Source organism: Brevundimonas sp. SL161, from assembly GCF_049896985.1.
Taxonomy (GTDB): Bacteria; Pseudomonadota; Alphaproteobacteria; order Caulobacterales; family Caulobacteraceae; genus Brevundimonas.
Genome location: NZ_JAFCVJ010000035.1, coordinates 1 through 22,426 on the forward strand (window position 1 = coordinate 1; position 22,426 = coordinate 22,426).

Below are 22,426 nucleotides of genomic sequence, written 5' to 3' on the forward strand. Positions count from 1 at the left end.
CATCAGCACGCCGCCGGCGCGCTAAAAAAGGGGATCAGGACCAAGGTCTTGGCCGCTCTCGCGGTGGCTTCTCGACCAAGATCCATCTCCGCAGCAACGCTCTGGGCCTGCCTGTCGCGGTCACGCTGAGCGGCGGCCAGGTCTCTGATGTGAAAGGCTATGCGCCGGTCATGGACGAGCCCGGGCCTGCGCCTCGCGTCCTGCTCGCCGACAAGGGATACGACGCCGACTTCATCCTCGCCGACCTGGCGGCTCGAGGCGTCGCCGCCGTCATCCCGGCCAAGCGAAACCGCAAGATCCAGCCCGTCATCGACGGCCACATCTACAGCCTGCGAAACCTCGTCGAGCGATGCTTCTCAAAGCTCAAACAAAGCCGACGACTGGCCACCCGATACGACAAGACCGCCGATAGCTTCCTCAACTTCGTCCTCGTCGCATCAATCCGACTGTGGATCAGACACTTTGTCCACACCGCCTAGGCCTTCGCGGCGGGCGGCTTACGGACGGGCTTCACTGCCTTCTTCATTTGACGGCCACCCGAGCCCAGCCCCATCGATTTGGCCATTGCCGAGCGCGCCCGCGAATATTCCGGATGAACCATCGGAAAGTCTTTTGGGAGACCGAAGTGCTCGCGATACAATCGCGGCGTCCAGCCGTTGAGCGTCAAGTGTCGCTTCATGGACTTAAACACGCGACCATCGATAAGCGACCTAATGCCATTCGGGGTGATGAGCTTCCTGATCGCAGAGGGGGTCAACCGCTCCGGCGTCTCGGAGATTTCCTCAACCGGCTCGCCGACGCTTCCCAACGCGTTGTGAACGGACGAGATCAGGCCAGCCAGTTCATCCGGGCTGACCCTGTTATTCGAAACATAGTTGGCCACGATGCCCACGGTCATATCAAGCAGGACGGTCTTGTCGTCGGTCAAAGTCATCTCTCCACGGTGATGGCGCACCATACGGAGAAGATCATCAGAAGGAAGACTACTCGGGTGATTGGATTTGCTGAACGGGTACGGCCGGGATCGGAGCGGGCGGCTGTTTTGGCATCTTGCTCTCAGCGTAGGTGAGGATGAGGAAGCCGACGAGCACGGACGCGGGCACCTTCAACATCCAACGTCATCTGATCAGCAGACCCACCCTTCGGCCCTTACGCGCCGAAGCCGATAGCGCATGGGCGGTGGCCTTTGCCTGACTAGCGGCAGGTTAGGGGTCTTCTCGACTTGGTGAAGTTATCCTGACGGCGCCGACACGATTAACCTGACATCACCGGAACGATAGTGGTTGCGGTCCGCTTGTCCCGGTGCCGATCCCGGTCAGGACAAGGAGAAACGCCTATGAAAGCCGTCGTCTACAACGGCCCCTGCGACGTCAGCGTCGAGGAAGTCCCGGACTCCAGGATCGAGAAGGCCACCGACGTCGTCATCCGCCTAACGTCGACCAACATCTGCGGTTCGGATTTGCACATGTACGAGGGCCGCACCAATTTCGAACCCGGCAAAGTGTTCGGTCACGAGAACATGGGCGAAGTGATCGAGGTCGGCTCTGCCGTCGATCGGATCAAGAAGGGCGACCGTGTCTGCATGCCCTTCAACGTCGGCTGCGGCTTCTGCGCCAACTGCGAGCGTGGGCTGTCCGGCTTCTGCTTGACTTGCAATCCCGGTACTGCGGGCGCGGCTTATGGTTTTGCTGGCATGGGTCCGTTCCAGGGCGGCCAGGCCGAGATGCTGCGCGTGCCGTATGCCGACTACAACTGCCTAGTGTTGCCCGAGGATGCCAAGGAAAAGGAGGGCGACTATGTCATGCTATCCGACATCTTCCCCACCGGCTGGCACGCCACCGAACTGGCCGGTCTGCTGCCGGGCGAAACTATCGCCATCTACGGTGCCGGTCCCGTCGGCCTGATGGCTCTGCATTCAGCGATCATCAAGGGTGCGACCGAAGTGTTCGTGGTTGACAACCAGCCGGATCGCCTGAGGTTGGCCGAGGAGTTGGGCGGCATTCCGATCAACATGAAGGACGTCGATCCGGTCGAGGCCATCCTGGACGCTACCGAGGGTCTGGGCACCGACCGGGGCTGCGAATGCGTTGGCTATCAGTGCTGCGACCGCCACGGCAAGGAACGCAGCAACTACACGATGAACTGCCTCGTCGCCTCGACCAAGGCCACTGGCGGCATCGGCGTGGTTGGCGTCTTCATCCCCGAGGATCCCGGCGCCAAGGACGACTTGGCCAAGGAGGGCAAGATGGCCTTCGACTTCGGAACGTTTTGGTTCAAGGGCCAGAAGATCGGCACGGGGCAGGCCAATGTGAAAGCCTACAACCGTCGCCTCGCAAGTCTGATCCATGCCGGCAAAGCGACGCCGTCCAAGATCATCTCTCATACACTTACTCTTGATGAAGCCCCGGACGCCTACAAGCATTTCAACGCCCGCGACGACGGCTGGACCAAGGTGGTGCTGAAGCCCAACGGCTGAGTCAGGCAGGCCGTCGTCGAAATCAAGCGATCGAAGTCCAACCTGGCGGCGAACGTCTATCGCGGTCGGGACGTCTTCGCGGCATCGAGTAAGTTGTATGGCGCGATCGCCAAGGCAGCTTGGGATCGGTCGCGTGTTGCTTCGCCGCCGGCCGCTCGACTTTCGCGTTCAGGAGCTTTGCCAAGGTCTGCTTTTGGCGGTGGGCTTAACCTATCGCTACAACGCACTCGGCGAAGGGAGCCGTCAGGCTAACTTTCGTGGGCTCTACTGCGGGGGCGCTTGGTGCCTGTCAACGTACTGTGGATCAGCGTCGAAATCGGACTCCATTGAGAGGCAACCTAGTGGATCGATTCCATCACTTGGTGCCCGCGGTTATCCACCCCGCCGAAATGGGCGTCCGCCGCATCGAAAAGACGCTGCACGTCTTTTGGCTTCGAGACGTCTGCCTTGACCGAGACCGCGCGGCCCTCCTTTTCGAGAATCTCTGCCGTCACGGCCTTGCCTGCGTCCGCGTCGCTGTGGTGATTGACCACGACAGCGGCCCCCGCTTCGGCGAAGGCCAGGGCGATGGCCTTGCCGATCCCCGAGCTGGCACCGGTGACCACGGCCCGCTGACCGGCGAGAGGTTTTTGGCTCATGCGCAATCCCGATCGGCGGAGGTGACGGTTCCGGAGACGATGCCCCCTGCGTCGCGCGTCACCCTACATACGAACCTGCGATCGCCGACGGTCAAGCCGCGGATCTCGAGCCGATCGACGCCAGTCGGAAGAATGGGGCTTTCCATCATTGGTCCCGACGGACCGACGCGCAGGCCAAGCAGTTCGGTCAGGAGGTAGGGCGCCGCGCCTGCCGACCAGGCTTGCAACGGCTCGGCGAATGGACACCTTGCCGGAAACAGGCCGGGCTCGCGATCGAATCCGATGAAGAACTCGGGCAGACGTCCCATGGCGAAATGCTCCGACACATCGATCATTGTGTCGAAAACGGAGATCGCGTTTTCAGTCAGGCCGTGTCTCTTCATGCCCGCCGCAATCAGTGCGTTATCGAAGGGCCAGACGCTGCCCAGATGATAGTTCAGCGGGTTGTAGGCCGCAGCCTCCGCCGACAGGGTACGAATGCCCCAGCCCCCATTCATGTCAGGACGCATCATTCGCTCGGCCGTACGCCTGGCCTTGTCGTCGTCGGCGATGCCTGACCACAGCACCTGACCCGCGTTGGAGCCTACGACGGCCAGTTGACGCCCGCCGGCCTCGAGACCGAGAGCGAAACACCCCTCGGCCTCCATCCAGAAATCCCGGTTGAACCATTCGCGCAGAGCGGCGGCTGAGGTCTCCAGGTCGGCGGCGGCACCGTCTTCGCCTGCCCGCCGAAACGCATCGGCCATCAGGCGTTGCGCCTGCCAGACGTAACCCTGGACTTCGCTGAGCGCGACCGGCCCTTGCGAAGGACTGCCGTCAGCGCGCGGCACGCCGGTCATCGAATCCTTCCATCCCTGATGGATCACGCCGTCTTCGTTCTGACGATCATAGGTCAGATAGCCGTTCTCGTCGGCGGCGCTGCGAGCCGCCATCCAGGCGAGCGCCGCATCGATGCTGGTCCGGAGTTCGTCGAACAGGTCGTCTGATCCCGACCACTGCGCATGGCGTCCGACCAGGATCAGGAACAGGGGCGTCGCGTCGATCGACAGGTAGCTCGGTCGGTGCGGGACTTCTCCCAGATTGGCCATGGCTCCGACGCGGAGCTCGTGCGGCATTTTTCCAGGTTCTTCGCCGGTCTCAGCCACGATCTTTTTACCCTGGTGGCGAGCGAACAGGCGCAGCACACCTTCGGCCGGTCGGGGATCAAACGGCAGGCTCTGCAAAGCCGCGATGAGGCTGTCCCGCCCGAAAGGCGCGACGAACCAAGGCAGGCCGCCGGCGATGAACGGCTCCTCCAGCTCGGTCAGCAGCATCCTCAAATCCTTAAACGACCTGTCGAGCAGCCGTTCGAAGAGGACGTTGTTGCTGGTGACTGAAACGCCGTCATAGACGGCTGGAATCGGCGGCTTTGCTCGCGCAGGCGCGTCGACCTCTACGACGAAGAAGCGGATCTCGAGCGCTTCCGTCTGCTGCTGGCCGATCTCCAAATCGAAAGCGATTTGGCGGGCGCTGCCTCGCGCCGCGATTTGGGCGGCGCGATCGAGGACGACCGTGAGGCACCGCTCGACCTCGTCGGCCCCGAGATAGCGAAAGGTCAGTCCGTTGTCCTGCGTCTCGACGGCGCGCAACGGGCCTCTGGCCTTCGCCTCTGCGCCTCGAAGCTCAAAGATGTCCTCGAACAGGGCGTCGATTGTCAGCGCCAGTTCGAACCGGATCGGCTCCAAAGCGAAATTGCGGATCGTGATCCGATCGGCGAGGCATAGGCTTTCGCCCGCGACCCTTCGGTCTAGTCGAAGGGCGAAGCACTGAGGCTCCATCAACTTACCGTCCGTCTGGACGATCCGGTCGTTGGTCAGGTCGTGGGCCGCCTCGGAGCCCCGCGCCGCGCTCGACATCAGCACCAGAGGCTCCCGTCCGCCCAAGGTCAGCTCGTACCGGCTTAGGAAACGGGTATCGCGGTGAAACAGGCCGACGCCGGCATCGCTACCACTCGGTATTCCGCCGTTGGGACAGGTCGCAAGAAACAAGGCGCCATCCTTAATCAGAATGGGCTGGGTGACTTCCGTCATGAAGGGGGCGTCGCTCAAGTCTGGCTCCGGTTTCGCGCAAGCCAAGCTGGCGGAAACCAACAACGCACAAAACCACTCCTCGCTTCACTTCAAAGAAAATCCGGCCGGTGGAAACGTCGGCCCGCACGACGCGTTGAGGCGGACAATCAATCGCCCGCCGTGTGCGATTTGTATCAGCCACAGGATTTTCGATGACCGACCGCCTGACGATGCAGGACCCGCGCGAACAATACGCCAAGCCGCCGTTCCCAAAGCAGCCGCAACCGGTCCCTGGCCTGGCCGCAAAAATGGATCCCCAGCCCGATCACGGCGAGACCAGCTACAAGGGGTCAGGCAGGCTGGCCGGCCGCAAGGCGCTGGTCACAGGTGGAGATTCAGGCATCGGCCGTGCGGCCGCGATCGCCTATGCCCGAGAGGGTGCCGACGTCGCCATAGCCTATCTGCCGGGCGAAATGACCGATGCGCAGGATGTCATCGCGTTGATTGAGGCTGAAGGCCGCACGGCGGTCGCGCTTCCCGGCGACATCACCGACGAAAACTGGTGCAAGCAACTCGTCGCCGCTGCGGTCGCGGGCTTGGGCGGTCTCGACATTTTGGTCATCAACGCTGGCCACCAGCAGGCGCGTGACTCGATCGCCGAGGTGACTTCGAAGGATTTCGACGTCACGATGAAGACCAACCTCTACGCCATGCACTGGATCACCCAGGCCGCCGTGCCGCATTTGAAACCGGGGTCGGCGGTGATCACGACCGCCTCGGTGCAGGCCTATGATCCGTCGGCCAACCTTCTGGATTACGCGACCACCAAGGCCGGGATCGTCGCCTACACCAAGGCGCTTGCCAAACAGCTGATTGAAAAAGGTGTGCGTGCCAATGTCGTGGCTCCGGGTCCGTTCTGGACGGCGCTCCAGGCGAGCGGCGGCCAGCCGCCGGAGAAGGTCATGACGTTCGGCGAGCAGAGTGCCTTCGGTCGGCCCGGCCAGCCAGTCGAGATCGCCCCGGTCTACGTCTTGTTAGCCTCACAAGAAGCCAGTTTCACGACCGGAGAGATTTACGGCGTGACGGGGGGCGCTGGGATCGCTTGACGACCGCCAGAGATGACGGTCGCCTTGTCCGAGCGACATGCCGCAGGTGCGGAACCTCGCGGCGTTGGGCCGGTTCAAATCATATGAGCTTGAAAACCTATTCCGTGACCCTTGAATCCTCCGAGGGCGTCACCCGCGAAGTTAGAGTGCAGTCGCCCACGGACGTCCAAGCCGGAGACGCAGCCATCGCCTTGGCGGAGGATGACGAAGGGATCGTTTCGATCAATGAGATCGAAAACGGGGGTATCGTAGACGCCGGTCCGCCGAAATCTCAGGCCGCCGAGTTAGCTCCTGTGACACCCGGGGCTGCCGCCGCTCCTGAGGCGGGTCTAGCGGAGACCAATGAGTAAGGACAACACACTCGCGTTGGGGCACCGACAGCGCGTGTATGCGCGCGACGCAAAGCGTCGATGCCCCTCCGTGGGCACAGTCTGATGGACATCCGGCATCGGACCGAAAGCACATAACAGCGCATGACGTCCGTCGGTCAGGTGGTCATCACCGACCCGGAATCGACGCGCATGTTTGCGCCGTTTATGAAACTGGCCCGCTCTGAGCAGAGGAAGACAATCATCGCGGCGACCTCTTCGGGTTTACCGCGTCGCTTCAAAACCATTCCGGGACGCTCCTCCTCAAGGAAGGTGTCGACGGCCTCTTCGAAAGTCATATCCTTTTCGTCCGCGCGCTTCTGCATCATCTTGTCGGTCATGGGTGTGGCGATGAAGGCGGGGGAGACGGTGTTCACCAAAACGTTGTCGCAGCCGTAAGCCTTGGACAGACCCTTGGCGAAGTTGATGATGGCGGCTTTCGACGCACAGTAGGCTAGCTCGTCTACATAAGGCTGGACGCCGTCCTCGGACCCAATGAGCACGATACGACCCCATTTCTTCTCGCGCATCGCGGGAATGGCTTCGCGGGCGTTGCGCACGGCTCCCATCAGATTGATGTTTAGCGTGTCGAGCCAGCCTTCATCGTCCACCTGAAGAAAGTCGCCCGTCGCTCCGGTTACGCCAGCAGCGTTGACCAGAATGTCCGGGGCACCTAGCCGCTCGCGGACCTGCACGTGGAGCGCTTTCACGTCGTCGATCTTGATCACATCCGCCTCAACGGCGATGATCTCACCAAGCGCGCTCAGTTCTTTCAGCGTTTGCGCCAGGTCGCCATGCGGCTTGTCACTGATCGCCACCCGCACACCTTCTTCGAGAAGAAGTCGTGCGGTCTCTTTTCCGATCCCGCTGTCCGCACCGGTGACGAGGGCAATCTTGCCCTGGATGTTCAGCTTCATAGCAGGCCTCAATATTTCGGGGAGAGGCAAGAGAAACCGCCGGAGCGCCCGGAGTTCCTGGGAACCGCGAACGCTCGCCTGACTTGGTCATCCATGGCGAGCAAGACCCCATCCCTCATTTCCCCATCGGCACAGGGTGTCCTTGATGACTTGGCTGGTTGGAAGCCGGCCGCGGACGCGTCAGCCTCGGACGAAGTTTGGCTCGCCAGTTTTCGCAGTCAAACGGCAGCACTCGCGCGCTTCAGTGGCGTTGCGGAACGCCTGCATGAGGTTCGCCATGTCTTTGCGGACAGTCCAAATGGGCCTCTTCCCATCCGGATCTACCGCCCGTCGCCCGGTTATTTGCCGGTGCTCCTTCACATCCGCGGCGGCGGCGGAATTGCAGGTTCTCTCGACGCGCATGACGCAGCGCTAAGGGCCTTAGCGAAGACGACCGGGTGGGCGGTTGCAGCCCCCGACTACCGTTTGGCTCCTGAGGCCCCGTTCCCGGCGCAGTTGGACGACAGTGAGGTCGCTCTGCGTTGGCTTGTGAAGCATGGAAGAGAATGGGCTCTCGACGCCGATCGCTTGGTCGTTTCAGGCGACAGCATCGGCGGGACCCTGGCAACCGCGCTCGCGGTAAGGGCCCGGGACGCCCAGATCCCCTTGGCAGGCCAAATCCTGCTATTTCCGAATGTCGACCTCCGCCAGGACGCCCCTTATCACTCTCGCCAGACAGAGAATGGACGGATCATCGAGCAAGACGATCTGGAACGCCAAATCGACGTCTACCTCAACAGAAGTGCGGATCGGCTAAACCCTGAAGCCTCGCCTTTGCTGCAGCTAGCACCGTCGATTGGGGAACCTATTCTTTTGGTGACCTGTTTTGCCGATCCTTTGCGGGACGAGGGCCAGGCCTACGGGAGCCAACTCTTAGCTGCTGGCGCAAGGTTGCACGAGGAGTGTTTAGAGGGCGCACTCCACGCGGTCCTGCAGATGCGGGGACGGGTGAAGGAGGCCGACACCCTATTCGAAAGGATCAGCCATTGGCTGTTTGATGTCGGGGGTGTGGATCGGCGTGGAAAAGGGACCCCGTTAGCGGGGTGATCGGCGTCGAATAGGGACCCCTCATTCCTGATGTCTAACGGTGCCGGCTTGGCGGATGTCAGGCAACGGGTTCGGGATGTTGGTGTTGGAGACGGTGTTGAGGATCCGGCGCGAGTTTGCGTTCGGGAAGGCGATCAAGGCGATATCGCGGGACCTTCGACTGTCGCGCAAGGTGGTGCGTAAGGCGATCCGGGCCCTTTGGCTTCTTGCGTTCGAGCAGATTGTCGACCCAGCCCTCCCGACCGCGCTGGCGCGCCATCCGCAAGACGGCGGTGGCGCCGACGACCAGAAGCCGGCGAAGATATGCAAGGCGCTCAGAGTCTCGCGTAGCGGCTTTCATGCCTGGCTGTCGCGCGCGCCGAGCGCGCGGGCGCGGGGTGATGAGGCCCTTGGGGCGAGGGTGCGGGCCAGATTCATCAGCAGCTATCGCACTTACGGTGCCCGCCGGGTCTGGCACGATCTTCTGGCCGAGGGCCTGTCGTGCGGTTTGCTCCGCGTCGAACGGTTGATGCGCCAGCAGGCGCTGAAGGCGCGGCCGCGGCGGCGCGGGCTGCCCAGCGATAACGGCGAACGGTCGGTGATCGCCGGCAATGTGCTCAATCGCCAGTTCACCGCCGACGCGCCCAACCGCGCGCCGACGTGGCCGACTTCACCTACATCTGGACAGCCGAAGGTTGGCTGTACGTTGCGGCCGTGATCGACCTGTGAGGTGGCGCCGGTTCTCCACACAGGTTGGCGGCTTGGCTAAGGTCGGTTCAGATTCAGATCATGCCGCCAGTTTGTACTCAGTTGTAGCCCTATCCGGGGCGAGCCCCGGATAGGGCGGCGCCTGGATTTGCCCATAGGCCTCGTCGGGGGTTGCCCCGGCAAGAGCCGAGCGAGGTCGGGTGGTGTTGTAGTAGCCGATCCATTTGGTCAGCCCGGCCCGCAGCTCCGATCCGGTCTCGAAGACGTTGATGTAGACGCACTCGTATTTCAGGCTGCGCCAGAGCCGCTCGATGAAGACGTTGTCGATCCACCGGCCACGGCCGTCCATCGAGACCCGTACGCCGGCGTCCTTGAGAACGGCGACGAAGCGAGGCGAGGTAAACTGGGCGGACTCAACTGGTCGTCGCAACACTTCGACAGAGGAGGTTGCGATGGGCATTCGGAAGCGGTGGTCGGATCGATGCGGACGGCCGCCATTGCGGTCACCCGGTCGACCATCGGTGGCCATGCGGAGCGAGCGGCAGCTGTTCTGGACGTTGATCGCGACCGGGATGAGCAGCGAGCCTTGCGAACGCCACGCGCGCGTGTCGGCCTCAGAGGCAAGAGCTTCGTCTCGCCCGACATCATGATCTCCCAGCGGCCGGCCGAAGCCAATGACCGAGCGGTGCCGGGGCCCTGGGAAGGCGACCTGATCGTGGGTGTCGGCAGCTCGGCGATCGGCACGCTGGTCGAGCGCACGACACGCTTCACGATGCTGCTGCACCTCCCGCGCATGGAGGGTCATGGTGCCGGGCCAAGCATCAAGAACAGGCCGGCGCTTGCGGGACACGGTGCCGAGGCGGTGCGCGACGCGATCGCACGCACCATCACCAGCTTGCCCCAGGAACTGCGTCGGTCGCTCACTTGGGATCAGGGTGCCGAGATGGCGCAGCATGTCCGCCTCAAGGTCGATAATGGCGTCGAGGTCGGCTCTGTCAGCCCAAACTTAGGCCGGCGGTAAGGGGAGGGCGGCTAGCCTTTTGGGATGGCCGAGAGCACCAATCCGTTCCGGTATTTTGACAGCTCGCCGGAGGTGATCCGGACGGTGGTGATGATGTACGTGAAGTACCCGCTGTCGCTGCGGAACGTGGAGGACCTGCTGGCCGAGCGCGGCATCGACATCTGTTATGAGACGGTGCGGCTGTGGTGGAACCGGTTCGGTCCGATGTTCGCTGCGGAAATCCGCAGGAAGCGGGTTCAGAAGATGCGCGCGTTCACCCACTGGAGGTGGCATCTCGACGAGGTCTACGTGAAGATCAACGGCGAGATGCATTACCTCTGGCGGGCCGTGGACCAGGAGGGCGAGGTGCTGGAATCCTTTGCCAGCAAGACCAGGGACAAGGCCGCGGCGCTAACGTTCATGAAGAAGATCATGAAGCGGCACGGCCGGGTGAAGGCCATCACGACGGACGGTTTGCGATCCTACAAGGCCGCCATGAAGGCCCTCGGCAACGCCGCCAAACAGGAGATCGGCCGCTGGGCCAACAACAGGGTTGAGAACTCCCATCTGCCATTCCGACGACGAGAACGGGCCATGCTGAGGTTCCGGCAGATGAAGACGCTGCAGAAGTTTAGCTCAGTCCACGCCGCCTTCCACAACCACTTCAATCAGGATCGCCACCTCATCAGCAGAGAGACATACAAAGCCCAACGCTCAGCCGCCCTGGCCGAGTGGCAGACGCTCGCCACATAGGCATCGCGTCATCTGCCCAGAATGCGTCACTTGGAGACAAGCTAGGCTCAGGACCCATTGATGTGATGCGCTCGATCTGATTCAGGCTCTGCGAGGAGTTTGGATATGAGCGACCTTTATTGGCTGACGGACGAGCAGATGGAGCGGCTCAGGCCGCACTTTCCGAAGAGCCACGGCAGGCCGAGGGTGGATGATCGTCGGGTACTGAGCGGGATCATCTTCGTGAATCGCAACGGGCTGCGCTGGCGTGACGCGCCGCCGGTCTATGGCCCACACAAGACGTTGTACAATCGCTGGAAGCGATGGAGCGAGGCCGGCGTCTTCATCAGGATGATGCAGCGGCTGTTTGGCGCCCAGGCCGAACGGCGCACCGTCATGATCGACGCGACCTATCTCAAAGCGCACCGCACGGCTTCGAGCCTGGGGGTAAAAAAAGGGGGTCTTGGGCGGCTGATTGGACCCACCAAGGGCGGCATGAACACCAAGCTTCATGCCGTGACTGATGCGAACGGACGCCCGATCAGCCTGTTCGTGACGGCGGGCCAGGTCAGCGACTACACCGGTGCAGGCGCCCTACTGGACAGCCTGCCCAGGGCGCAATGGCTGCTGGGCGACCGCGGGTATGACGCGGACTGGTTCAGGGAGGCCTTGCAGGCCAAGGGCATCACGCCCTGCATCCCCGGTCGGAAATCCCGGACCGAGCCTATCCGTTACGACAAGCGCCGCTACAAAAGCCGAAACCGCATAGAGATCATGTTCGGCAGGCTCAAAGACTGGCGGCGCGTCGCCACCCGCTACGATCGATGCCCGACCGTCTTCCTGTCCGCCATCGCCCTCGCGGCGACCGTGCTCTTCTGGCTATGAGTCCTGAGCCTAGCTATTCCTGAAGGAGTTTCAGGGGGTTACGTCACGCCCATAGTGGAGACAAGTTCGCATTAAATTCACAGCACCATACCAACCCCTGATTTGTGGCTCTAGACTGGAATTACCTCGTTACCCATTCGCTCGCCCAACGGAGAAGTTATCAGTATGAACGCGAGAACCAAGAAAAGCGTGCGTAAAGCGCTTCAGCTTTTCTGCATTGTCCCGACGGTTTTAGTTGTCTCCAGTATCGCGAACGCTGTCGTGATCCGGCATGATGTTCCGGCCACCGAATACATCGTGCCTGACAACGATTTCCCGGCGCTGGTGGACCTGCCCCAAGAGGGGCATGGCGTGCTGATATCCAGTCAGTGGATCGTGACCGCTGCTCACAACACAATGTGGCGTGACGTGACACAGGTAACGATAAACGACGAAGTCCGCGCGGTTGACAGGGTCATCGCTCACTCAGGCTACAGGAGCTTGCCAACCGTACCTCCAACGGGAGATGCAGCGCCCTTCATGGCCATCATGGCCTCTTCTAACGATATCGCGCTGATCAAGCTATCGGAGCCAGTGCACGATGTTACCCCTGTAAAGATGTACAGTAAAACTGACGAACAAGGGAAGCTATTTAAGATGTACGGCAAGGGCGCCACTGGGACTGGCCTGGAGGGTCAGGATGCAAACTCCCCCCGTCGTGGCAGCTTGCGTCGTGCGTACAACTACATCGCCAGCGCCGATGGAAAATGGCTCGCTTACAGCTTTGATCAGGGCGGAAAGGGCCACGATCTGGAGGGCACGTCAGGGAGCGGAGACAGCGGCGGCCCGGTGCTGATTGAAGTTGATGGTGAATGGACCTTGGCCGGCCTCACCGCATGGCAATTTGTGGACGGGGACATTTCTGATTTTCAGCCGGGGCACTACGGACAGATCAATTATCAGGTTCGTATTTCCCACTATGCCGAATGGATCGCCGGCGTCATGGCCGCCAACGGCTCTGTCAGCCCCAACCCTTGCGACGGGTGACGCTACCCGTCAAGCTTCGCCATATTGACTGATTTGGCGCTGTTGGACGGTGCCGGGTACCCCGGGGATTCGGCCCGTCCAGCGTAGTGGGCAGGGGCCAGATCGACCGGCTCGTTTCCGCCATCCCAACGGGTCGCCCGATGGTGTTGTCAGGATAACCGCGCCAAGTCGAGAAGCGCCCTACACGGTGTTGTCAGGTTCAAGGCCTTAATTGGTGCTATCGGCTGAGTTTAACTCCATTTGGGCGACCTAGACTGTCGAACTTTGCGGTGACCGTTCGCTGAAATTATGCGCTTTTTTTCGCCGCGTCAGGCGTAGAATTCGGTTCAAGCGAAGCCCGCTAAACTTAACCTGACAACGGCTGCGCCGGCCCTGCGCCAACTTGCCTAGCTCCGGCGGTGATGCTGAATCTGGAGGCAGTTCCTGCCTGCATTAATGCTGCCGCAGACGGTAAGGCCGTCGGGGGTTCGGATGGCGCCCAAGGCGAACGGCTCACCTTCGTCGTCGACCAGCAACATGACCGCCGTTCGCTTGGAGCCAACCGTCAGTTAGATGGTCACGGGTGTCAATCGGCGTCTAAAAGGGGCTCTGACGCCGACTTCATCCTGGCCGACCTGAAGGCCCGGGGCGTTGCCGCCGTCATCCCGGCCAAGCGGAACCTCAACGTCCGGCCGGTCATCGACGGCCATATCTACAGCCTGCGAAACCTCGTCGAGCGATGCTTCTCAAAGCTCAAACACAGCCGACGACTGGCTACCCGATACGCCAAGACCGCCGACAGCTTCCTCGGCTTGGTCGTCGTCGCATCCATCCGACTGTGGATCAGACACTTTGTCCACACCGCCTAGGACCAAGCAACCCCAGTCCATCAGACACCTTTTGTCGAGTCGCGGATCAGCTCTTCAGCGATTTCTAAGCATTCTACATCGCGACCTAGCGTAGCGGCGGCGGCGAGACGGCCTGAGCGTCCGAACCTGACAGCGAGATCAGCATCTGCAAAGGAGCCGTCGAATTGGATCGTATCCCAGGTTTCGGCATGGCCGACATAGCGGATCGACTGCTCGTAATGTTGGCTCCAGAAAAAGGGCGGGTCGGCGTGTTCGGCGAATTCGCCGAGCATACTCGCGGCCGCGATCTGGCCTTGACGCTCTGCGGCCACCCAGTGTTCGGTTCGGATTGGATCGCCCGAGACGGGGTCCGGATACCGCGCGACGTCGCCGGCGGCCCAGATACCGGGTGCGCTGGTCCGTAGAGATGCATCGACGATTATGCCCCGGTCTACCATCAGGTTTGCTTTGATCGCCAGTTGCACACGCGGCCGGACACCGACGCCCAGCACGACCAGATCGGCCGGGACATGGCGACCGTCGGCTAGCAGTACCATCTCGCCGTCAAAGGATTCGGCGGTCTGACCGAGATAGAAGCGAACGCCCTTCGCCTCGTGCAACGCCTTGATGAAGCCGCCAATGTCGGGGCCCATGATCTTTTCCAGTGGCACCGCTTCGGGCCCGATCACCGCCACCGTCAACCCGCGTTCGCGCAGGCTGGCCGCGACTTCCAGACCGATGAAACTGGCGCCGACCACGGCCACAGCGCGAACGCCGTCGAGAGCCGCGATTAGGCTCCGCGCGTCTGCCAGGGTGCGCAGTACATGCACCCGGGGCCCGTCGAACCCCGGGCCCATGAGCCGGATCGGCTCGGCCCCGGTGGCTAGCAGCAAGGCGTCGTAGCCAAAGCGCTCCCCTGTTGCGGTCAGTGCTTCGCCTGCCTCCAGATCGAGCCGCTCGACCTCCAGGCCCAGCCTCAGGTCGATGGCGCGTTCGGCGTAGAAGTTAAACGGCTTCAGCGGGATCCACTCCTCCGGCGCAGTCCCGGCCAGATAGTCCTTGGACAGGTTGGGTCGGTCGCAGGGCGGCGCTTCGTCAGCGCTTACCATTGTTAGACTTCCGGCGTAGCCGCGTCGGCGCAGCATTTCGGCGGCGGCAAACCCGGCCGCGCCGCCGCCGACAATCACGATGCGGGCGGGATGGGCCGAGACGTCGGTGGTCCGAGCCGGCGTCGCGGCCGTGCGTCGATGGACGAAGACGCGATCGCCTTCGGTTTCCACGGCCCAGCGGTCCAGAGCGTTGAAGGCGGGAGCGGCGAGGGCTTCGCCGCTGCGCAGATCGAAACAGGCGTGGTGCCACGGACAACGGACAGTGTCTCCAACCACCAGTCCTTCGCCCAGAGGGCCGCCATAGTGGGTGCAGGCGCCCGAGACCGCGAACAGGCCGTCGGCGCGGCGCATCAGCAGCACCGGCTCGGTGCCGACGCGCCCGGACAGGACACCGCTCGAGGGGACTTCGGCAAGGAGAAGGCCGTGCGAGAAATCGGGGCTCGACGGTTTGGCGTTTATCGCGCCCATGGCGTGGTTCTCCGGTTGTCGGCCGATCGCACGGCTTGCACCTTAGATGATTAAAACGCTTGAATGTTCCCGACCACAAGCCGGGGAACCACGGCGGCGGACGCCGCATCCAAGCACCGACGCACAACATGAGGACCGCCCGATGCTCGCACTCAGTCCGACCGCCGCCGAGGCTCAGGAGCACGCCGCCGAACCAGTCTGTCTGTCACACCGACGGCCCAGTCGGGCCGAGGCCGAGGCGGCGGTGCGGACCTTGATTGGCTGGGCCGGCGATGACCCGCGCCGCGAGGGGCTGCACGCCACGCCCGGTCGGGTGGTTCGTGCCTATGAGGAATGGTTCGCCGGTTACCGCGAGGATCCGGCGGAAATCCTGAACCGGACCTTCGGCGAGGTGGCGGGATATGACGAAATGGTGCTGCTGCGCGACATTCCGATGGAGTCGGTGTGCGAACATCATATGGCCGCGATCCGGGGCGTGGCCCACGTCGCCTATCTGCCGCGCGATCGGGTGGTAGGCATTTCCAAGTTGGCCGGTCTGGTCGATGTTTATGCGCGGCGGCTGCAGATCCAGGAGCGGCTGACGGCCGAAATCGCCGACGCGCTGGAACTTACGCTACAGCCGCGCGGGGTGGCGGTCATCATTGAGGCGACGCATGAATGCATGTCCTCGCGCGGGGTGCGCAAGCATGGATCGTCGCTGGTAACGCGGCGCTTTACCGGCGTGTTCGAGGCCGGTGAAGCGCGGCGCGAGGTGCTGGCGGGGCTGGCGGGGTAACCGGTCGGGAACCTTGCATCGGGCGGCGCATCCAACCGATAGGTAAAGCCGGGAGCACGCCATGCGGACGCTGAGACGGGTTGATCACGAGAGGTTGGACGAAGCCGAACTGGTGCGTCTGACTCAGAGGGGCGACGGCGAGGCTTTTCGGGCCATCATGCAGCGCGGCAATCAACGTCTGTTCCGGGTCGCGCGCGGCGTGGTCCGTGACGATGTGGAGGCCGAGGACGTGCTGCAAGAGGCCTACTTGCGAGCCTTCGCCGCGATCGAAGGCTTTCGCGGTGACGCAGGGGTGATGACCTGGCTGACTCGGATCGTGCTGAACGAAGCGCGCGGGCGGCTGCGCAAACGGCGATCAATGGTCGGATTGGATCAGATCGAGGCAGCGCAGATGGACGGAACCCAGGTGATCCCCTTTCCCCACGCCTTTGGAACCACCAGCCCTGAGGCCGACGCCGCGCGGACCCAGATCCGCAATCTAATCGAGCAAGCCGTGGACGACCTGCCGGAGATATTTCGGATGGTCTTGATCATGCGTGACATCCAAGAGTGCAGCATTGACGAGACCGCGGCCAACTTGGGCATCAAGGCGCAGACGGTGAAAACCCGGTTGCACCGGGCCCGGCGGCTGATGCGTCAGGCCTTGGATGCACGACTGGCCTCCACCATGGTCGAGGCTTTTCCCTTTATGGGTGCCCGCTGCCAGCGCGTCACCGAGACGGTGCTGGCGCGATTGGAGGCCGCGGGACAACTGATCGAAACGTTGGGAACCTCTCCGGCCGCCTGACATCCAACGGACAGGCGACCGTATCTCCGGTCGACGCTCCCCAAGAGTCTCGCGATGTATCGAACCCTCATTCTCGCCGGCGTGCTTGTGCTGGTCCCAATAATGAACGCGGTAGCCCAGGACGCCCGCCCTACTGACGCCCAGATCGCCCACATCGCCTACACCGCAGGGCAGATTAACATCGAGGCGGCCCGCCAGGCGCTGGAAAAGTCGACCAATCCAGAGGTGCGTGCTTTCGCCGAGCTTGTGGCGCGGGACCATGCGGCGGTGAACGACCAAGCCGTGGCGTTAATCACCCGGTTACACTTCACCCCGAAGGCCAACCCGATCAGTGCAGCGGCGAGAAGGCCGTAGGCGAGGCTTCGTGCCTGTCGGGAGACCGTCTCCGGCGCCGCTCGCGCCTCGACCGCGGAAACGAGGGCGGACGACGAGACGAGGAAACGGGGCTACGTCGGCTTGGCCGGTAGAGCGGCGATCCTGGTGCGCGCCGAGGCAGAGAACTCGCGCATCTCGGCGTGTTCCGCCGCGCTGATCACTCGACCCCCGGAGATGGCGCTGGGGTAGTCCACGGCGATATAGTCCAATAGCCGCCAGGCGGTTTCCGCCCCGGGCGTCGGCTCCTGGGCCCGAGCGCGTTGGGGACTGGCGGTTCCTAGCAGAAGGGCGAGGACGAGGAAGAAGCGAAGCGTCGCCGGCATGGCGGAATCCTGTTTATGAGATTAGGTCTTAATAACAGCATTGCGCCTTCCAGCCGGTAGTGGATCAAGGGTTGAAGCGCGTTTCGAAAGACTTTCGGTGGTTATCCAGAGGGGCTCCAGGCACTGGAACTGGCGGCTACTAACCTGGCCAGCCGCTTCTCGCAGTCTGAGTTTGTCCAGGGCTGACTCTGGCCGCCAGCCTCCAGGCTGGTTTGGGCGAAACTCTGGACTATGCTCCAGATGATCTGCGCCGACCGCATTAGCGGTGCGTGTCGAGGAGCCGCTGATGACGGGCGAGATCGTCGAACTGTTCGTGTTCAGGAACGGGGACCGCTGGACCGTCATGTCCGCCGGTGTGACGCGAGGAAATTTCGACTACCAGGTGGATGCTGAAGAGGCGGCCATCCGGCTCGCCCAACGCGCGCGGGCGAAAGGCCGTCCCAGCGGCGTGGTGTCCCCTGACCGGGGAAGCAAGATGCGCAGGGTCTGGCCAATCTAGCTCAGTGGCGTGCAATGATTGCCGTGGCAATCTGAGGGGAGCGTTCTCTTCCCGCCGACGTTGTCGGTCAGCAGGTTCGAGGTCTTTGGGGAGAGTCCGGATGACGATCAGGGACGAGGTTGATCATGCGATGGACGCCTACCACGACGACGACCTGCAATGCGTCACGGTCGGATTCGATCAGTGGGACCAGTTTTGCCGCGAGGTTGGGCTGACGCCGGCACCCGACTATCCCGGCTCCTCCGATGTCGAGGTCAGCTATCGAGGCATTAGCGTTCGGCCTGGAATATCTCCGGACAAGATCGTCCTCGTCACCGGCGAATAACGCTCCGCGCCTCCCTGTCGACAGATCCTGGTCGACTAACGGGTCGGCGCGCCTCAGAGCGCGGGGGCGCCTGGGGATTTGGGCGGCGACCGGTTTGAACTTTCGGCTCCTGGCCGAGCGCGACGAGATCGTACTGACAGGCCCGCCGACGATGCGGCTTCGCTGGCCCCTCACTCGTCCTGCGTTCGGCGTCTGACGGAAAGCCCCGCCGCGACGTCTCACGGCGGGGCCCAGCAGAAACGGCTCGCGGTTGCTCGCAAACCGCACGCGGAACGCCTTGGGAGGCCCGCCGTTCCTTGACGTTTTAGATGTGCGCGGCCGTCCGGGGGCGGTCGGTGCGGGAGGGCCTGCGAGCGGCGAGGCGGCATCGGCATGAGCCGCGCGCTCGTCAGTGGGTCGATGCGGACCACCGCGACCGGCTCTGCGGCTTCGTCAGGAAGGCCCAGGCGCCGACCCCGCCCAGCCCGGCCATGGCCAGGCCGCTGAGCGCCGTCATCCAGTCGTAGAGCCAGCCGCCGACCGAACTGGCGTGCAGCGGATAGAAGGCGTTGTAGGCCCGGATGCCGGTCGGCAGGGCGTGGGCATCCGAGGTCGCGACCACCTGGCTGGTGGCCGGGCCTATGGTCGCCGTGGTGCGGCCGTTGGGATGCCACTCGCCCGGCTGCCTCAGCCGGCACTGCGCGGTAGCGGAGAAAACCATGCTCTCGTGTGATCGTGAACACGCGCCCTCGATCGGTCCAACGGCTTCGGCCGGATCGCCGGCTTCAAGTCGGCAAGGCGTCGTGCGAGACCTGAATAGTCCGATCTTCGAACGTCTCTGATGGGTCCAGTGACACGTCGGGCGCGGGAACGAATCCGCAGCGCCCGCCATTGGTTTGAAGAAGGAGATCACGATGGCGAAATACGCCGAGGGCGACCATGTCAGCTGGAATTCCGAAGCGGGTCGGGTGAGCGGCCGCATCGTCAAGGTTCACCAGAGTGATTTTGACTACAAAGGGCATCGCCGGCGCGCGTCCGGGGAAGCGCCCCAATACGAGATCAAGAGCGACAAGACCGACCACATCGCGGCTCACAAGGACGACGCACTGACGAAGATCGGCTGATGGCGACGGGTTTCACGACCATCGGCCATTCCAATCGCGGCCTCGACGAGTTTCTCGAGATGTTGCGCGGCGCGCGGATCGATCTTCTGGTCGATGTCCGGTCGTTCCCCAGATCACGCACCAACCCGACCTTCAATATCGATCGACTTCCCGCTGATCTGGCTCCCCTTCAGATCGGTTATCGGCATTGTCCGGCCCTCGGCGGCCGACGGCCCCGACAGCCTGAGGTGGACCCAAGCCTCAATGCCATGTGGCGGGTCCAAAGCTTTCACAACTACGCCGACTACGCGCTAAGCGACGCTTTCGGCGGCGTGTTCGATGAACTGGCCCAACTCGGCCGTGAGCGTCGGGTGGCGTTGATGTGTTCCGAAGCCGTATGGTGGCGCTGCCACCGCCGCATCATCACCGACTATCTGCTGTTTGAGGGGCATGAGGTCGAACACCTGATGGGTATCGAAAAGACCGACGGCGCGAAGCCCACGCCCGGCGCGCGACGATTGCATCCGTCGAAGGTAATCTATCCGGCGCCGGAGTTCGAAGGCGTCTAGACGCCGGGCTGATCGGGCGATCGTGATGTCGACGACCGACCGGAGGGAAAGCCTAGGCCATGCATTCTTGATCGAGGCCGCGAGGTGTCTCGTGAACAGAACTGTGCGCACTGACGCAAGTCCGCATGGATTTCGGCGTTCCGAAGCTGCCGCACCCTGCGCATTTTGGGCGAACGGATTCCAGGGTCGTCGACAGCGCCAAGGTACAAGGCTTCACAATCAGCCGTTTTTGTGATTTATGTCGCAACACGATATATTTTGGCCTCCAGGAGATTTGACGATGCTCGGTTCGGAAGATGCTCAGGCCGGGTTGCTCGCGCCGGGCAACGATCTTCGGATGTCCGTTCGTTTCGAGGACGGATGCTGGCTTCTCGACACTCGCAGCATTTTTGAGACACTCGCCTATCCTTCAGGCGGCGCCGCAGAGACCGCAGCTCGCACGATGGCGGCGAGGTTCGCCCGATCCGGTCAGGGCGTTCATGTGAGCGTCGAGGATCGTCGCCATGCCGTCGTGGGAACCAGAACCTATTTTCCCTGTCACGTTTCCGGATCGATGGAGCAGGCCGGCGAGGGAGATCGGACATGAAGGCTGTTTTGATATCCGCCGTCATTGGAATGCTAGTGCTGTTCCTGGGCATCTTCATGATGGTTTTCGGAAACCTCTCGTCGAAGCCGATAGCCGTCTACGCGGCGTTCGTGGCGATTCCTGCGGGACTGGCGTTGATCGGTTGGTCTGTCGTGGACCGAAACCGCAAGCTTTGATGGGCCTTTTCGGAGACCGAATGCGGAGATGCGGATTGGCGGGATCACTCGGCGGCTTGCGAACCGCCTCGTTAGCCGATCGTGAGCTCGCATGCTGACGCAAGCCGACTTCGAGGATCTGGCGCGCTTCCGGCTTGCGGTTCGACGGTATCTGGCGTTCGCCGAAAGGGGAGCCAGGGCCGCCGGGCTCACGTCTCAACAGCATCAGGCCCTTCTGGAGATCAAAGCTCAGAGTTACTCCGGCGTAATCACCGTCGGCGAGCTGGCCAAAGGGTTGTTGTTAAAGCCGCACAGCGCGGCGGAACTGGTAGATCGCCTGGGGGCCAATGACATGATCATTCGAGAAATAGCGCCTAGCGACAGACGCGTCGTCCATGTGCGGCTGACGTCAAAGGGTGAAAGCCTGCTCGCGCAGCTATCTGAGCGAAATTTGCATGAGCTGAAGGTGATATCGCCTTCGATTGGCGACGTGCTTGAACGGTTCGAGAATCTCGTGGATCTTTGAACGAATCATCGGCGAGTAGACGCGAGAACCATGAGCATCGCTTCTGCGACGCGTCCTGAAACACTGCACCCGGTCTCTAATTCACGAAAAGAAAGATCAGTAACAAGACGACAGCCGGGGGCAATATCCACGCCCAGGAAAGGACAAATCGTATTCTACGCATCTTTTCGGTGGGGCGAAGATGCACAGGGGGACGCGGTCGGCCGACTTCGCTTCTCACGATAATTGTGCCGGTCCTCCATCGCGGGCTCCCATTTGAAATAGTGGTGCACCAGCGTCTGACAGACCGCCAGTTGAGGAACGCGACGCCTGACACTGTGAACCGACCATCTCCGAGATCGACAGCGCCATGCTCTGGACCAGCCGAGCCGCGCCCCACCGATCAAGGCCAAGGATATTCCGGCGTCAAGGTTTCGGTGCGCTCTGAGCTGTTCCCCGATTGCCGTCGACTGGACCACCTTTGGTCATGATCCGATCTGCGCGGTCGGCGCGTCGCGCGAAGGTGAACGTCGGCCAGAAGTTTCGCCAGCACGGCGGCGTCGATGTTGCCGCCGGAAACCACAGCGCATTTGCGCTTGCCGGCCACGCGCCGACCGGCGGCCAGCGCCCCGGTGCCTTCAACGATCACTTGTTCCTCCAGCGCCAGCCTGACCAGCGTCTCCCGCAGCTCGGCCTCACCCACGATGACGACATCGTCAAGCAAGCTGCGCAAAATGCGCTGGGCCAGCCAGCCCGGTTGGCTGACTGTGGATCGGCGTCGAAATCGGACCCCATCGAGATGGCAGCCTAGGTGGTTGAATTCGCTATATAACAATACGTTGGCGCGCATGCTGACAGGCGTCTGTCGGGACCCCGTCTCGCCCCGAAATATCAAGCTCATTCAATATGTTGTTTCATATCGGGTGGGGTCCCGCCTTCAACGCCGATCAACACCTGTGGCGCTGGCGATAGAGGGTTCGGTCGTGATCGATCTGGACCTTTCGGTTGGCCTTTGAAGGGATGCACGGGGTGATGCCCCGCTGGATCAGGGCGGCCCGGAACCAGTCGGCGT

Annotated in this window: 24 protein-coding genes and 5 pseudogenes; 20 read left to right on the forward strand and 9 right to left on the reverse strand. The window is 62.5% G+C overall.

Annotated features, from left to right (window positions below; translation table 11 throughout):
- Nucleotides 1-479: pseudogene (locus ACP7AU_RS15900) on the forward strand (IS5 family transposase); the annotation flags it as partial.
- On the opposite strand, the gene ACP7AU_RS15905 reads toward ACP7AU_RS15900, so the two are convergent.
- Nucleotides 476-934, reverse strand: a complete 459-nt coding sequence (locus ACP7AU_RS15905; protein WP_426052044.1) for a MucR family transcriptional regulator — start codon at nt 932-934, stop codon at nt 476-478. The pseudogene ACP7AU_RS15900 and the gene ACP7AU_RS15905 sit on opposite strands and share 4 nt — an antisense overlap.
- 402 nt (nt 935-1,336) lie before the next feature.
- Between ACP7AU_RS15905 and ACP7AU_RS15910 the strand changes: the two genes are divergently transcribed.
- Nucleotides 1,337-2,476 (forward strand): glutathione-independent formaldehyde dehydrogenase, encoded by a 1,140-nt coding sequence (locus ACP7AU_RS15910; protein ID WP_426052024.1) that lies wholly within the window; start codon nt 1,337-1,339, stop codon nt 2,474-2,476.
- A 338-nt stretch (nt 2,477-2,814) separates the two neighbouring features.
- Here ACP7AU_RS15910 and ACP7AU_RS15915 read toward each other — a convergent pair whose 3' ends face one another.
- Together ACP7AU_RS15915 and ACP7AU_RS15920 are read right to left on the reverse strand one after the other, a co-directional pair.
- Nucleotides 2,815-3,114 (reverse strand): SDR family NAD(P)-dependent oxidoreductase, encoded by a 300-nt coding sequence (locus ACP7AU_RS15915; protein ID WP_426052045.1) that lies wholly within the window; start codon nt 3,112-3,114, stop codon nt 2,815-2,817.
- Nucleotides 3,111-5,201: a glycogen debranching N-terminal domain-containing protein gene (locus tag ACP7AU_RS15920; RefSeq protein ID WP_426052025.1), complete on the reverse strand. Its 2,091-nt coding sequence runs from the start codon at nt 5,199-5,201 to the stop codon at nt 3,111-3,113. The genes ACP7AU_RS15915 and ACP7AU_RS15920 overlap by 4 nt, the downstream gene beginning before the upstream one ends.
- A gap of 173 nt (nt 5,202-5,374) precedes the next feature.
- Between ACP7AU_RS15920 and ACP7AU_RS15925 the strand changes: the two genes are divergently transcribed.
- The gene (locus tag ACP7AU_RS15925; RefSeq protein WP_426038244.1) at nt 5,375-6,268 is read left to right on the forward strand and encodes an SDR family oxidoreductase; all 894 of its coding nucleotides are present in this window, start codon (nt 5,375-5,377) and stop codon (nt 6,266-6,268) included.
- A gap of 487 nt (nt 6,269-6,755) precedes the next feature.
- On the opposite strand, the gene ACP7AU_RS15930 is transcribed toward ACP7AU_RS15925, so the two are convergent.
- Entirely contained in the window at nt 6,756-7,553 is a 798-nt protein-coding gene (locus ACP7AU_RS15930; RefSeq protein WP_425989177.1) for an SDR family NAD(P)-dependent oxidoreductase, read from the reverse strand.
- Between the two features lie 93 nt (nt 7,554-7,646).
- Between ACP7AU_RS15930 and ACP7AU_RS15935 the strand changes: the two genes are divergently transcribed.
- Both ACP7AU_RS15935 and ACP7AU_RS15940 read left to right on the forward strand, forming a co-directional pair.
- Nucleotides 7,647-8,639 carry an alpha/beta hydrolase gene (locus tag ACP7AU_RS15935; protein ID WP_426052026.1) on the forward strand — a complete coding sequence of 331 codons (993 nt, stop codon included), beginning with the start codon at nt 7,647-7,649 and terminating at the stop codon, nt 8,637-8,639.
- 295 nt (nt 8,640-8,934) lie between these two features.
- A pseudogene (locus tag ACP7AU_RS15940) lies at nt 8,935-9,344 on the forward strand (IS3 family transposase); the annotation flags it as partial.
- Between the two features lie 61 nt (nt 9,345-9,405).
- Here the strand turns inward: ACP7AU_RS15940 and ACP7AU_RS15945 are convergent.
- Nucleotides 9,406-9,741 (reverse strand): annotated as a pseudogene (locus ACP7AU_RS15945) (transposase); the annotation flags it as partial.
- Between the two features lie 165 nt (nt 9,742-9,906).
- Here ACP7AU_RS15945 and ACP7AU_RS15950 point away from each other — a divergent pair.
- From ACP7AU_RS15950 to ACP7AU_RS15970, 5 genes and pseudogenes are all read left to right on the forward strand, one after another.
- Nucleotides 9,907-10,329 (forward strand): annotated as a pseudogene (locus ACP7AU_RS15950) (transposase); the annotation flags it as partial.
- 42 nt (nt 10,330-10,371) lie between these two features.
- Nucleotides 10,372-11,079 (forward strand): IS6 family transposase, encoded by a 708-nt coding sequence (locus tag ACP7AU_RS15955; RefSeq protein ID WP_426052027.1) that lies wholly within the window; start codon nt 10,372-10,374, stop codon nt 11,077-11,079.
- A gap of 105 nt (nt 11,080-11,184) precedes the next feature.
- A complete protein-coding gene (locus tag ACP7AU_RS15960) occupies nt 11,185-11,943 on the forward strand; it encodes an IS5 family transposase (protein WP_426052028.1) in 759 nt (252 codons plus the stop codon).
- A 165-nt stretch (nt 11,944-12,108) separates the two neighbouring features.
- On the forward strand, nt 12,109-12,969 hold the full coding sequence (locus tag ACP7AU_RS15965; RefSeq protein ID WP_426052029.1) for a trypsin-like serine protease: 861 nt from the start codon (nt 12,109-12,111) through the stop codon (nt 12,967-12,969).
- Between the two features lie 581 nt (nt 12,970-13,550).
- Nucleotides 13,551-13,817, forward strand: a pseudogene (locus tag ACP7AU_RS15970) (transposase); the annotation flags it as partial.
- A 20-nt stretch (nt 13,818-13,837) separates the two neighbouring features.
- On the opposite strand, the gene ACP7AU_RS15975 reads toward ACP7AU_RS15970, so the two are convergent.
- Nucleotides 13,838-15,373, reverse strand: coding sequence for an FAD-dependent oxidoreductase (locus tag ACP7AU_RS15975; RefSeq protein ID WP_426052030.1), 1,536 nt, complete (start codon nt 15,371-15,373; stop codon nt 13,838-13,840).
- Between the two features lie 142 nt (nt 15,374-15,515).
- On the opposite strand from ACP7AU_RS15975, the gene folE reads away from it, so the two are divergent.
- The 3 genes from folE (at nt 15,516) to ACP7AU_RS15990 (ending at nt 17,289) form a co-directional block, all read left to right on the forward strand.
- Nucleotides 15,516-16,148, forward strand: a complete 633-nt coding sequence (gene folE / locus ACP7AU_RS15980) for a GTP cyclohydrolase I FolE (RefSeq protein WP_426052031.1) — start codon at nt 15,516-15,518, stop codon at nt 16,146-16,148.
- Nucleotides 16,149-16,209: 61 nt separating this feature from the next.
- A complete protein-coding gene (locus ACP7AU_RS15985) occupies nt 16,210-16,935 on the forward strand; it encodes an RNA polymerase sigma factor (RefSeq protein ID WP_426052032.1) in 726 nt (241 codons plus the stop codon).
- A 102-nt stretch (nt 16,936-17,037) separates the two neighbouring features.
- Nucleotides 17,038-17,289 (forward strand): DUF4142 domain-containing protein, encoded by a 252-nt coding sequence (locus tag ACP7AU_RS15990; protein WP_426052033.1) that lies wholly within the window; start codon nt 17,038-17,040, stop codon nt 17,287-17,289.
- Nucleotides 17,290-17,381: 92 nt separating this feature from the next.
- Here ACP7AU_RS15990 and ACP7AU_RS15995 read toward each other — a convergent pair whose 3' ends face one another.
- Complete coding sequence (locus tag ACP7AU_RS15995; RefSeq protein WP_426052034.1) at nt 17,382-17,633, reverse strand: hypothetical protein; 252 nt, start codon at nt 17,631-17,633, stop codon at nt 17,382-17,384.
- Nucleotides 17,634-17,919: 286 nt separating this feature from the next.
- Between ACP7AU_RS15995 and ACP7AU_RS16000 the strand changes: the two genes are divergently transcribed.
- Together ACP7AU_RS16000 and ACP7AU_RS16005 are read left to right on the forward strand one after the other, a co-directional pair.
- On the forward strand, nt 17,920-18,132 hold the full coding sequence (locus tag ACP7AU_RS16000) for a hypothetical protein (RefSeq protein WP_426052035.1): 213 nt from the start codon (nt 17,920-17,922) through the stop codon (nt 18,130-18,132).
- 100 nt (nt 18,133-18,232) lie between these two features.
- Nucleotides 18,233-18,457 (forward strand): hypothetical protein, encoded by a 225-nt coding sequence (locus tag ACP7AU_RS16005; protein WP_426052036.1) that lies wholly within the window; start codon nt 18,233-18,235, stop codon nt 18,455-18,457.
- A 388-nt stretch (nt 18,458-18,845) separates the two neighbouring features.
- Here the strand turns inward: ACP7AU_RS16005 and ACP7AU_RS16010 are convergent, their stop codons facing one another.
- Entirely contained in the window at nt 18,846-19,157 is a 312-nt protein-coding gene (locus ACP7AU_RS16010) for a hypothetical protein (protein ID WP_426052037.1), read from the reverse strand.
- Nucleotides 19,158-19,350: 193 nt separating this feature from the next.
- On the opposite strand from ACP7AU_RS16010, the gene ACP7AU_RS16015 reads away from it, so the two are divergent.
- The 5 genes from ACP7AU_RS16015 to ACP7AU_RS16035 all read left to right on the forward strand — a co-directional run bounded on the left by ACP7AU_RS16015 (nt 19,351) and on the right by ACP7AU_RS16035 (nt 21,375).
- Complete coding sequence (locus tag ACP7AU_RS16015) at nt 19,351-19,560, forward strand: DUF2945 domain-containing protein (RefSeq protein WP_426052038.1); 210 nt, start codon at nt 19,351-19,353, stop codon at nt 19,558-19,560.
- Complete coding sequence (locus ACP7AU_RS16020) at nt 19,560-20,108, forward strand: DUF488 family protein (protein WP_426052039.1); 549 nt, start codon at nt 19,560-19,562, stop codon at nt 20,106-20,108. The genes ACP7AU_RS16015 and ACP7AU_RS16020 overlap by 1 nt, the downstream gene beginning before the upstream one ends.
- 280 nt (nt 20,109-20,388) lie before the next feature.
- Nucleotides 20,389-20,694 carry a hypothetical protein gene (locus ACP7AU_RS16025; RefSeq protein ID WP_426052040.1) on the forward strand — a complete coding sequence of 102 codons (306 nt, stop codon included), beginning with the start codon at nt 20,389-20,391 and terminating at the stop codon, nt 20,692-20,694.
- Nucleotides 20,691-20,870, forward strand: a complete 180-nt coding sequence (locus tag ACP7AU_RS16030) for a hypothetical protein (protein ID WP_426052041.1) — start codon at nt 20,691-20,693, stop codon at nt 20,868-20,870. Before ACP7AU_RS16025 ends, ACP7AU_RS16030 begins: the two co-directional genes overlap by 4 nt.
- Before the next feature lie 91 nt (nt 20,871-20,961).
- On the forward strand, nt 20,962-21,375 hold the full coding sequence (locus tag ACP7AU_RS16035; protein ID WP_426052042.1) for a MarR family winged helix-turn-helix transcriptional regulator: 414 nt from the start codon (nt 20,962-20,964) through the stop codon (nt 21,373-21,375).
- Between the two features lie 382 nt (nt 21,376-21,757).
- Here ACP7AU_RS16035 and ACP7AU_RS16040 read toward each other — a convergent pair whose 3' ends face one another.
- Complete coding sequence (locus tag ACP7AU_RS16040) at nt 21,758-22,204, reverse strand: hypothetical protein (RefSeq protein WP_426052043.1); 447 nt, start codon at nt 22,202-22,204, stop codon at nt 21,758-21,760.
- Between the last annotated feature and the right edge of the window lie 222 nt (nt 22,205-22,426).

Excerpts from the sequence above, each read along its gene's own strand:
- ACP7AU_RS15905 (WP_426052044.1), bottom strand. The coding sequence starts at position 934 with ATGACTTTGACCGACGACAAGACCGTCCTGCTTGATATGACCGTGGGC.
- ACP7AU_RS15910 (WP_426052024.1), top strand. The coding sequence starts at position 1,337 with ATGAAAGCCGTCGTCTACAACGGCCCCTGCGACGTCAGCGTCGAGGAA.
- ACP7AU_RS15915 (WP_426052045.1), bottom strand. The coding sequence starts at position 3,114 with ATGAGCCAAAAACCTCTCGCCGGTCAGCGGGCCGTGGTCACCGGTGCC.
- ACP7AU_RS15925 (WP_426038244.1), top strand. The coding sequence starts at position 5,375 with ATGACCGACCGCCTGACGATGCAGGACCCGCGCGAACAATACGCCAAG.
- ACP7AU_RS15930 (WP_425989177.1), bottom strand. The coding sequence starts at position 7,553 with ATGAAGCTGAACATCCAGGGCAAGATTGCCCTCGTCACCGGTGCGGAC.
- ACP7AU_RS15935 (WP_426052026.1), top strand. The coding sequence starts at position 7,647 with ATGGCGAGCAAGACCCCATCCCTCATTTCCCCATCGGCACAGGGTGTC.
- ACP7AU_RS15955 (WP_426052027.1), top strand. The coding sequence starts at position 10,372 with ATGGCCGAGAGCACCAATCCGTTCCGGTATTTTGACAGCTCGCCGGAG.
- ACP7AU_RS15960 (WP_426052028.1), top strand. The coding sequence starts at position 11,185 with ATGAGCGACCTTTATTGGCTGACGGACGAGCAGATGGAGCGGCTCAGG.
- ACP7AU_RS15965 (WP_426052029.1), top strand. The coding sequence starts at position 12,109 with ATGAACGCGAGAACCAAGAAAAGCGTGCGTAAAGCGCTTCAGCTTTTC.
- ACP7AU_RS15975 (WP_426052030.1), bottom strand. The coding sequence starts at position 15,373 with ATGGGCGCGATAAACGCCAAACCGTCGAGCCCCGATTTCTCGCACGGC.
- folE (WP_426052031.1), top strand. The coding sequence starts at position 15,516 with ATGCTCGCACTCAGTCCGACCGCCGCCGAGGCTCAGGAGCACGCCGCC.
- ACP7AU_RS15985 (WP_426052032.1), top strand. The coding sequence starts at position 16,210 with ATGCGGACGCTGAGACGGGTTGATCACGAGAGGTTGGACGAAGCCGAA.
- ACP7AU_RS15990 (WP_426052033.1), top strand. The coding sequence starts at position 17,038 with ATGAACGCGGTAGCCCAGGACGCCCGCCCTACTGACGCCCAGATCGCC.
- ACP7AU_RS15995 (WP_426052034.1), bottom strand. The coding sequence starts at position 17,633 with ATGCCGGCGACGCTTCGCTTCTTCCTCGTCCTCGCCCTTCTGCTAGGA.
- ACP7AU_RS16000 (WP_426052035.1), top strand. The coding sequence starts at position 17,920 with ATGACGGGCGAGATCGTCGAACTGTTCGTGTTCAGGAACGGGGACCGC.
- ACP7AU_RS16005 (WP_426052036.1), top strand. The coding sequence starts at position 18,233 with ATGACGATCAGGGACGAGGTTGATCATGCGATGGACGCCTACCACGAC.
- ACP7AU_RS16010 (WP_426052037.1), bottom strand. The coding sequence starts at position 19,157 with ATGGTTTTCTCCGCTACCGCGCAGTGCCGGCTGAGGCAGCCGGGCGAG.
- ACP7AU_RS16015 (WP_426052038.1), top strand. The coding sequence starts at position 19,351 with ATGGCGAAATACGCCGAGGGCGACCATGTCAGCTGGAATTCCGAAGCG.
- ACP7AU_RS16020 (WP_426052039.1), top strand. The coding sequence starts at position 19,560 with ATGGCGACGGGTTTCACGACCATCGGCCATTCCAATCGCGGCCTCGAC.
- ACP7AU_RS16025 (WP_426052040.1), top strand. The coding sequence starts at position 20,389 with ATGCTCGGTTCGGAAGATGCTCAGGCCGGGTTGCTCGCGCCGGGCAAC.
- ACP7AU_RS16030 (WP_426052041.1), top strand. The coding sequence starts at position 20,691 with ATGAAGGCTGTTTTGATATCCGCCGTCATTGGAATGCTAGTGCTGTTC.
- ACP7AU_RS16035 (WP_426052042.1), top strand. The coding sequence starts at position 20,962 with ATGCTGACGCAAGCCGACTTCGAGGATCTGGCGCGCTTCCGGCTTGCG.
- ACP7AU_RS16040 (WP_426052043.1), bottom strand. The coding sequence starts at position 22,204 with ATGCGCGCCAACGTATTGTTATATAGCGAATTCAACCACCTAGGCTGC.